We start from the raw sequence: 8495 nt of genomic DNA, 5'->3' as shown, positions 1-8495 counted from the left end.
ATGGTTGTTTTACTGAAGCTCCGGTTTCAGCGAAGCAAGCCGGAGTACTTCACTTTATACCAGCTTAGGCTAGGAGTAGGGAATGGAGAAACGAAATTGTGACAAAGTTTTTGATTAAGTTCAAGAACGCCGTGCATTCAAGCAACACCATTCTTTACGTTTCCACAAGGTAGCCACCACCCAACCATTTTGCTCTAAAGCATCAGCAACAGCTTTGGATTGTTCCAGTAAGATCCCGCTAAAAATTGCCCAAGTGCTGGGTTTAGCGATCGCACTCATTTCGGGAATTAATTGAATAATGACATCAGCTAAAATGTTACAAACGATACCATCTACTGGTTTTTCTACCAGTCTGGTCACCATGTCTACACTCCCTTCTGCGGGGATTAAACGTTCTGGGCTAATTTCGTTGAGGGCGCGATTGCTAAAGGTGGATTGTACTGCTAAGGGGTCAGTATCCACAGCATAAACTTTCTCGGCTCCCAGCAGCACTGCGCCAATGGAAAGGATACCGGAACCACAACCAATATCCGCAATTACTACAGGTTCTTGTTTGTTAGTTGTATCGACAAAAGACTGAGGTAGCTCACTCAGCCGCATTTCTAAAGATTCCAAACACAATTGAGTTGTAGCATGATTACCTGTGCCAAATGCTACACCAGGATCAAGACGAATTACCAACCGCTCTAATGATTCTGGTAAGGGTAGCCATGCAGGGTTGATCAAGAAGCGATCGCCTATTTCTTCAGGTTGCCAATGTTGTTTCCAACTAGTAGACCAATCTTCCTCGTCTATTAATCCCCAGTGCAGGGTAGGAACAGACGATCCGATACACAAAGCATCTTGACGCAACCACAGCGACAGCGCCGCCAAATCTAGTAGCTGTGCTTGAAAGCTTGGTAGGTACGCTTTGACGACACAGGAATTACCTTTAGTTTCCATCGCTGTACCACGGCTGCCAAAATCCTCCAGTCGCCAAAAGACTGAATCTTCTAGCGCGGGTTCACATAAAATCTGTAGTTCCCACCAAGTGTTTGCCATTTTTTAAATGTAGGGAGTGGGGAGTAGGGAGTGGGGAGTAGGGAGTGGGGAGATGGGGGGATGAGGAGATGAAGGAGTAAGTTTTTGTGACTATTCCCCAGTTTTGCCCCTTGTCCCCTTGTCCCCTACTCCCCTTATCCCCTTGTCCCTTACAGGGTTACTGTGTATGCATCACGAATCCCTGGGACTTTGGTAATTTCAGCCAAAATGCCATCGGGTAAAGGGTCATCGATACTCAAAGCCATGACTGCATCACCACGCACAATTTTGCGGCCTACCTGCATACTGGCAATATTCACATTAAAACTGCCGAGTAAGGAACCGAGTTTGCCGATAATTCCTGGCATATCTCGGTGCAGGGTGAACAGCATATATTTGCTGGGGGGGACGTTAATGGGGAAACCGTCAACGTCGGTGAGGTGAATTTCTTTATCGCCTAATAATGCACCTGTAACGGAGTGAGTACCTAAAGTACCTGTAGCCTCTAAGTGCAGTGAACCGGCGTAGTCACGGGCTGAAGCATCGCGGGTTTCAATTACCCTGATTCCTCGTTCTTTGGCTTCTATGCTGGCATTGACGTAATTTACTCTTTCCCGTAAGGCTTGGTAAAGTAGTCCTTTGAGAGATGCTACCACTAAAGGTTGACTTTTGTTGGTGGCCAAATCACCTTGAAGTCTGACAGTGAGTAATTCTACTCGTCCCCCAGCTAGTTGTCCCACCAATTTACCCAATGTTTCGGCTAACTGCATGTAGGGTTTGAGTTCTTCTAGCACGTCGGGGCCGAATCCAGGGATGTTGACGGCCGAACGTGCTGGTAATCCTAAGATAACATCACGGATTTGTTCAGCCACGTCAATGGCTACATTCACCTGAGCTTCTGTCGTCGAGGCTCCCAAATGAGGGGTGAGGATGATTTCTTTACCGAGCGATCGCAAATCAGATTCACCTAGTGGTTCTGACTCGAACACATCTAAAGCTGCACCTGCAATTTTACCTTCTTTAATGGCTGCTGCTAAAGCTGCCTCATCAATGATCCCACCACGAGCGCAGTTGATAATTCTGGCTGTGGGTTTCATTTTTGCCAAGGTGGTGGCATTGATTAAATGGGTGGTTTCTGGGGTTTTGGGGATGTGCAGCGTAATATAATCTGCTTGCTGCATGAGTAAATCCATATCCACTAACTGACAGCCAATCTGTTCAGCCCGTTCTGTAGAGATAAATGGGTCATAAGCTAATAATTTCATTCCCATTGCTTTGGCCACAGCGGCGACATGGGAACCAATTTTACCCAAGCCAACAACTCCGAGAGTTTTTTTATAAACTTCCGCACCCACAAAAGTTTTGCGATCCCACTCACCGCTTTTCACTGAAGCATTAGCATCAGGAATATGACGAGATAAGGACAACATCATGGCTAGAGCGTGTTCTGCGGCGGCGATGGTGTTACCTTCTGGAGAATTAACAACAACAATTCCTCGGCGGGTGGCTGCGGGAACATCCACGTTATCCACACCAACACCGGCACGACCAATAATTTTTAACTGAGTGCCAGCATCAATAATTTCTTGTGTAACACGCGTACCAGAGCGAATCATGAGCGCGTCATAATCACCGATAATTTCGATTAGTTCTGCTGGTTTTAGACCTGTTTTGACATCTACAGTAGCAACTTGGGAGAGAATGTCAATTCCAGCTTGGTCAATAGGATCGGAGACGAGAACCTTAGACATGATTACTTCATTTTTTTTTAATTTACAGGTTTTGCTGCACAAGACCTTTTAGTTTAGTCCTTATCTGTGGCAATTCAGCAAAAAGTATTTGTTTGAATATCAACCTCGTCCTCACTCACCTTTCATGATGATGGTATCAAAGTGTCGATTGCAGAGATGGTCTGGCGCTGCCTCCTGATATCTGAAAACAAGTGATTATTTGTGCCACCCTTTTGGTAAAAGTAGGGAGTGGGGAACTCGGGGCCCCTGTGGGGATAAGGGGTAATGGGAAATGGAAATAAAGTTTTTACTTGCTAAATTTTTTAAATCATGATAAGTGTTGGCTCTATGCTTTTACTACTATATTTTCTAATAATTTGACATTAGCATAGACTGTATCCATGTAAGGCGTAGGAATTTGAGTTAATCTGCCTAGTTCAATTATTGCCCCTAGAATAGCCGCAACTTCTGTGGGACGACCGGCTTCGATATCTTGGAGCATAGAAGTTTTGTGAGCGCCAACTTTTTCTGCACCATTGATGCGCTGTTCTAGAGTGATCCCAAATTCAATGCCCAGTTTCTCAGCAATCATTTGGGCTTCAGTCATCATCTGCTTTGCCAGGTTGCGGGTTCAGGGATACTGACAAATTTGCTCTAAAGTGGCGCCAGTCAAGGCACTAATAGGATTAAAAGCTAAATTACCCCCAAATAACTACCGATAGCACCTGCACCGATAATACAAATTTTCATAAAAATCAAGGCATACTTTAGCCAGACTATTCATATTTGAGACGATATCCTAGCCCATGTACCGTTTCAATAAAATTTTCTGGCGCACCTAAAACCCTCAGTTTTTGCCGAAGACATTTAATATGTGACCTGACAGTTTCCTCTACCGGAGAGTCATCTACCGACCACACCTGTTCAATGATGCTAGAACGGCTCAATACCCTTCTACCATTAGCAACCAGCAATTCCAAAATGGCATATTCCTTAGGAGTTAATGATATAGGATAACTATCATAAGTAGCCTCATAAGTACTAGGATTTAGATGTAGTTTTTCCCAAGATAAACTGACTGTAGTCGCCGAACTACCCCGTCGGAGTAAAGCCCGAATCCGCGCCATTAATTCTTCTAAATCAAATGGCTTGGCCACATAATCATCTGCACCTGCATCTAACCCGGCAATCTTATCAGCTACAGTATCACGGGCGGTTAACATCAGCACTGGTGAACCAGCGTTACGATAAGCTGGGTGGCTAGCGCCAGTAGTCCGTAAGCGTTGGCAAAACTTAATTCCATCTAGCTTTGGTAATGTCACGTCTAATACCACCAAGTCATACTTCATCGACTCTGCTGAGTTCCAAGCCGCTTCTCCATCTTTAGCAACATCGACTACATACTGGCGTCTGCTTAAGGCTTCTGTTAATACCTCCGCCAGTTGAATATCATCTTCAACTACCAAAATTCGCATAATATATCCTTTGTTTAGAATGAAATTTTACTGAAACTCGGATTTGTTGAGCAATAAAAGTCAGTCATTTTTGATGCATCATAAATTTATGAAATGGTCTTTTCCGGGAAGATGGATTATTGGAGCATTTAGTTTAACTTTATTATTGATGGGACTAGTTACATTTGCTTCCTTTAAAAACACCAGTGAAATTCAAAGAGGTGCTGATAGGGTACAGCAAACTTATCAAACACTTAATACTTTAACCAATTTTTATGCGGCAATGACAGCGGCAGAATCAGCGCGGCGCGGATATATTTTCTTAGGGAATACACAAGATTTACAACGTCATCAAAATGAACTAATAAATATGCATTCTGAACTGAGGGTGTTAGAGGAGCAGATACATCCTAGTTTGAATCAGCAACAGCGGTTGCAGCGGTTGGAATCATTAGTTAAGCAAAGATTAGCGCTTTTAAAAGAATCTATCGAACTTTATCAACAAGATACAACAGCAATTTCTTTCCAAAATAATATTACCGATCGCAGCGTTAAATTGCGAGAACAAATTTTGCAGGTCATGGCGGAGATTAAAGCTGAAGAACAAAGTTACTTAAACAATTCACTAGAGGAATCTGACAACAGTATTCGTCTCCGAATATTAATAGAAATTATCGGCACAATTTTAAGCCTCGTAGTGATTGCCAGCTTATGTATTGTCCTGGAAGGTCAATGGGTGAAACGTGAAAAAATAGAATCTCTAGAAGTTTCTTTAGCTCAAGAAAAAGAGTTCGGAGAATTAAAACTTCGTTTGTTTTCTATGATTTCTCATGAATTTAGAACCCCTCTAAGTATAATTTTGCTTTCGTCTCAATTACTCAAAGAAATCCTCGAAGATTTAGTAGATGAAAAGCAACTCAAAAATCTCTATCGTATTCAATCTTCAGCAAAACTAATCAATCATTTGTTAACAGATATATTGACTTTAACTAGAGCAGAAGTAGGGCAACTAGATTACAAGCCTCAATTAATCAACGTAGAAAATTTTTGTTTGAATTTGGTAGAAGATTTACAGCTTTTTAGCACTACAAGACATTTGATAGAATTTATGAATTTGGGTCAACTTTTTCGTGCTAATTTAGATGAAAAACTCCTATATTCTATCCTCTGTAATTTACTATTAAATGCAATTAAATATTCATTTGTAGGTGGAAATATCTCCTTAATTTTAAATTCAGAAGCAGAAAATATAGTTTTTCAAGTAATAGATCAAGGAATAGGCATTCCCCTAGCAGAACAAGAAAAAATTTATGAGCCTTTATATCGATGTCAAAATGTAGAAAATATCGTTGGTACTGGGCTAGGATTGGCAGTAGTTAAGAAATGTGTAGAACGACATCAAGGAGAAATTACTGTAGAAAGTCAAGTAGGTGTGGGCACAACATTTACCGTTAAAATTCCCCACACAAGTTGCTAAAAAAATTCAGCTTAAATATTCCAGTTACACCGTTGTTGCATTAAATCTGCAATCAAGGTGAGTAATTCATTGGGTACTACTGGTTTAGCAACGTGTTTCTGAAATCCAGCCGCCAATACCTGTTTTTTATCGCGTTCATTAGCATAAGATGTCAGAGCGATCGCGGGGATATTTCCGCCTTTTTCGGGTGGACTGTTTCTGATTAAACGAATTAGCTTGTAGCCATCTACTTCTGGCATTCCTAAATCACTAATTAATAAATCAGGTGGTGACTGGGAAATCATCGTTAGGGCCTCGTTTGCGGTTGCTGCCATTGAAGCGATCGCGCCATACTGTTGTAGTAAAAAGCTAATAAATTGCCTGGTATCAGCTTTATCATCAACAATCAAAATTTTCAGTCCGCCTAAAAGTGAGGAGTTTAATTTTTTCTCCTCTTGTTTTAACTTTTTATTTTCGGCTTTGTGACTTTCTCTCATCAAGGGAAGTTTCACCGTGAAGGTTGCGCCCTGGCCTTCTCCTGGACTATCCGCTGCCACCGTGCCACCATGTAACTCTACTAGGTGACGCACTATTGCTAATCCTAGCCCCAATCCGCCAAATTTCCTGGTTGTGGAGATATCTGCTTGCTGGAAATATTCAAATATGTGGGGGAGAAACTCGGCGGTAATGCCTTTACCTGTGTCTTTAACCGTAATTTGGGCATAATTGGCAGTTCCCTGGTGCTGATGGTCTGGGGGAATCACTGACAGGGCAACTTCTATCTGTTGACCAGAGGCACTAAACTTAATGGCATTGCCCAGCAAATTACCCAAAACTTGTTGTAAACGGTGAAAATCGCCCCAAACTGATCCATCAGTCAAATTCATCTGCTTGTGAATTTTGATAGATTTTTCTGCTGCTGCTAATCTTACTGTTTCTAATGCCCCATCAATGACATATGCCAGATTTACAGTAGCAAAATGCAAACTCAGCTTACCTTGAATAATCCGGGAAACATCTAACAGATCATCGATCAGTTTCATTTGCAATTTAGTATTGCGTTCAATGGTATCCAAAGCCCTAGTTGTGGTTGCGGCATCTAGCTTGTGGCTTTTGAGCAACGTTGACCACCCTAAAATGGGATTAAGAGGCGATCGCAGTTCATGTGAGAGAATGGCCAAGAACTCGTCTTTAATTTTGTTGGCTTGTTGCAGTTCTTCTGCTTTTTGTCTGAGTGCCTGTTCTAATTGTTTCCTTTGACTTAAATCCAGAATAAAACAGACCCAAGATATTGGTTCTCGATGTACCAAAGCACCACCAATCAATACGGGAATGCGGGAATTATCTTTGCGTATGTATTCTTTTTCAAAGGGAGTACATATCCCCACACGCAATAGGTCTTCTAATCCTTGCTGATCGAGATCATGATATTCAGGTGGGGTGATATTTTGTCTGCGTAACTTACCCGCTAATAATTCCTCGCGTGTATAACCGACAATTTCCAAAAACGCGTCGTTGGCGTCAATAATTTGCTCGGTATTGGCAAAAATAATGCCAATAATATTGGAATCAAATAAACATCTTAATTGAATTTCTCGTTGCAGTACATCTATTTCGGCTTGTTTGCGCTGGGTAATATCTTGAGTTGCCCCAACTACTCTGACTATCACATTATCGGCATCTCGGACGGCAAACCCCCGCTCATCTACCCACCGATAGTGGCCATTTTTATGGCGTATCCGATACTCAATGCTAAAACGATTTCCCGTGGACAGACTAGATGTTAACTTGTGATTAAACATTTCTAAGTCATCGGCATGAATTATTCCTTGCCACCATTGAAGAGTCGGTTCCGCTTCTTCTGGGGTATAGCCAAAAATCTCAGTGAGTCCTAAAGTTCTTTCTACAGTATTTTTTTGGACATCCCAATCGTAGATTAAGTCATTAACTGCCGCAGCCGCTAGCCTAAACCTTTCGTTACTCTGCTGTAAGGCGACTTCTGTACTTCGGCGTTCTGTAATATCAAAAGCGATACCCAAAATCTGTTGTGGTGATTCATCAACCAGGCGGCGAAATACAGTCTCATAGCTACAAAACCACCGCCATTCACCATTGGCGTGTAGAATACGATACTCAAAAATTAAAACTTCGCCATTACTAGCAGATTTAAATTTAGCAAAATGGGCAGGCAGAAGAGATAGATCCTCAGGGTGCATAATTTTGTCAAATAAATCCCGCCCCATTGTCTGGATTTGTTCTGGCTTATATCCCCAAAGCTGATCAATTTCGTGATTAACGTAAAAATTGCGCTGTTGTTCTAGGTCATAAATGTATAACAGTCCGGGAATAATGTGGGCAATTTGTTGAATGAGATGTTGACTATCCTTAAGTATTTCCACATCAGCCACATCTGGAGATGTCTGGCTGTGATTTGCCACAATTTCCCTAAAAGTCGTGATCACCGCATAAGGTGCGCTTTCTGGTGCTTGAAATAGTGGTTGTGAGTTGATTAACAGCCGAATTTGTAGCGCATTGGGCTGATAAAAACCACAGTCTACCTGCAAACACGGTTTACCTGTTTTCAGGGCCACCATAGCTGGGTGTAGGGCATCTTCGGAAATGAGTTGCCAAGGTAAATCAAACAAATTACGCCCGATTAGCTGGGGGGTAGTAAATCCCAAAATCTTCTCAGCAGACGCATTACAAGCTTGGATACTACCGTCAGCTAGTTGCAGTATCATGCCTTCTGCTTGTTCGGCGAATTGTTGCTGATTTGGGTAATTTTCCGCGTCTGGCATTCTGTGCTGTTGAAGAAAGCTAAGAAAAATGTAACAC

Annotated in this window: 6 protein-coding genes; 1 reads left to right on the top strand and 5 read right to left on the bottom strand. The window is 42.1% G+C overall.

Going from position 1 to position 8495, the window contains the following annotated elements; all coding sequences use genetic code 11:
• Window positions 1-120: 120 nt before the first annotated feature.
• From prmA to ACM0OT_RS23155, 4 genes are all read right to left on the bottom strand, one after another.
• Complete coding sequence (gene prmA / locus ACM0OT_RS23170) at window positions 121-1041, bottom strand: 50S ribosomal protein L11 methyltransferase (RefSeq protein ID WP_414566728.1); 921 nt, start codon at window positions 1039-1041, stop codon at window positions 121-123.
• A 149-nt stretch (window positions 1042-1190) separates the two neighbouring features.
• Window positions 1191-2771: a phosphoglycerate dehydrogenase gene (gene serA / locus ACM0OT_RS23165; protein WP_414566727.1), complete on the bottom strand. Its 1581-nt coding sequence runs from the start codon at window positions 2769-2771 to the stop codon at window positions 1191-1193.
• Between the two features lie 325 nt (window positions 2772-3096).
• On the bottom strand, window positions 3097-3372 hold the full coding sequence (locus ACM0OT_RS23160) for a ketopantoate reductase C-terminal domain-containing protein (protein ID WP_414566730.1): 276 nt from the start codon (window positions 3370-3372) through the stop codon (window positions 3097-3099).
• A 154-nt stretch (window positions 3373-3526) separates the two neighbouring features.
• Complete coding sequence (locus tag ACM0OT_RS23155; RefSeq protein ID WP_414566726.1) at window positions 3527-4225, bottom strand: response regulator transcription factor; 699 nt, start codon at window positions 4223-4225, stop codon at window positions 3527-3529.
• A gap of 88 nt (window positions 4226-4313) precedes the next feature.
• Between ACM0OT_RS23155 and ACM0OT_RS23150 the strand changes: the two genes are divergently transcribed.
• A complete protein-coding gene (locus ACM0OT_RS23150) occupies window positions 4314-5681 on the top strand; it encodes an ATP-binding protein (RefSeq protein WP_414566725.1) in 1368 nt (455 codons plus the stop codon).
• A gap of 11 nt (window positions 5682-5692) precedes the next feature.
• Here the strand turns inward: ACM0OT_RS23150 and ACM0OT_RS23145 are convergent, their stop codons facing one another.
• Window positions 5693-8458, bottom strand: coding sequence for a PAS domain S-box protein (locus ACM0OT_RS23145; RefSeq protein WP_414566724.1), 2766 nt, complete (start codon window positions 8456-8458; stop codon window positions 5693-5695).
• Window positions 8459-8495: the final 37 nt, after the last annotated feature.

The sequence above is a fragment of the Anabaena sp. CCY 9613 genome (assembly GCF_963920895.1).
In the GTDB taxonomy this organism is placed as follows: Bacteria; Cyanobacteriota; Cyanobacteriia; order Cyanobacteriales; family Nostocaceae; genus Cyanocohniella.
The sequence above is the reverse complement of the archived record's forward strand: the minus strand, read 5'-3'. Positions and strand labels throughout refer to the sequence as shown.

Coding starts and splice junctions, on each gene's coding strand:
- prmA (WP_414566728.1), bottom strand. CDS start 1,041: ATGGCAAACACTTGGTGGGAACTACAGATTTTATGTGAACCCGCGCTA.
- serA (WP_414566727.1), bottom strand. CDS start 2,771: ATGTCTAAGGTTCTCGTCTCCGATCCTATTGACCAAGCTGGAATTGAC.
- ACM0OT_RS23155 (WP_414566726.1), bottom strand. CDS start 4,225: ATGCGAATTTTGGTAGTTGAAGATGATATTCAACTGGCGGAGGTATTA.
- ACM0OT_RS23150 (WP_414566725.1), top strand. CDS start 4,314: ATGAAATGGTCTTTTCCGGGAAGATGGATTATTGGAGCATTTAGTTTA.
- ACM0OT_RS23145 (WP_414566724.1), bottom strand. CDS start 8,458: ATGCCAGACGCGGAAAATTACCCAAATCAGCAACAATTCGCCGAACAA.